1 protein-coding gene is annotated in these 337 nt (G+C 62.9%); it reads right to left on the bottom strand.

Going from position 1 to position 337, the window contains the following annotated elements; genetic code table 11:
• Positions 1-337, bottom strand: a 337-nt coding sequence (locus SB660_RS19455) for an oligosaccharide flippase family protein (protein ID WP_410583885.1), incomplete at both ends; no start/stop codon positions are given.

Here is a 337-nt window from a genome sequence, read left to right as displayed (position 1 = left end):
GTCGAGAACGACGAACAACGTCGAGATCGGAGACGCGGCGAGATTCAGGTACAACCAAGGGGTCAGCGCCTGCGCGTACAAGCCTGCATCGCCCCACTGCGGGCCGAGTGCCCAGGGAACAAGGTAGGGACTGAGAACGAAGATCAACGCGAACGGCAGAATACCGAAGAGCAGGGACTTTCCCACGCTGGAGCGCACGACCTGCGGCAGGTCCTGTCGCGGAGTGGTGGCGAGACGCGGAAAGTACACCTGACTGAGAGCCGACCCGATGAGTGCCGCCGGGACGTTCACCAGGCGCCAAGCCTGGGAGTACTGTCCGAGGGCGTCGAGAGAGTAT

This window comes from Bacillus sp. SIMBA_005 (assembly GCF_046535585.1).
GTDB lineage: Bacteria > Bacillota > Bacilli > Bacillales > Bacillaceae > Bacillus > Bacillus pumilus.
The sequence above is the reverse complement of the archived record's forward strand: the minus strand, read 5'-3'. Positions and strand labels throughout refer to the sequence as shown.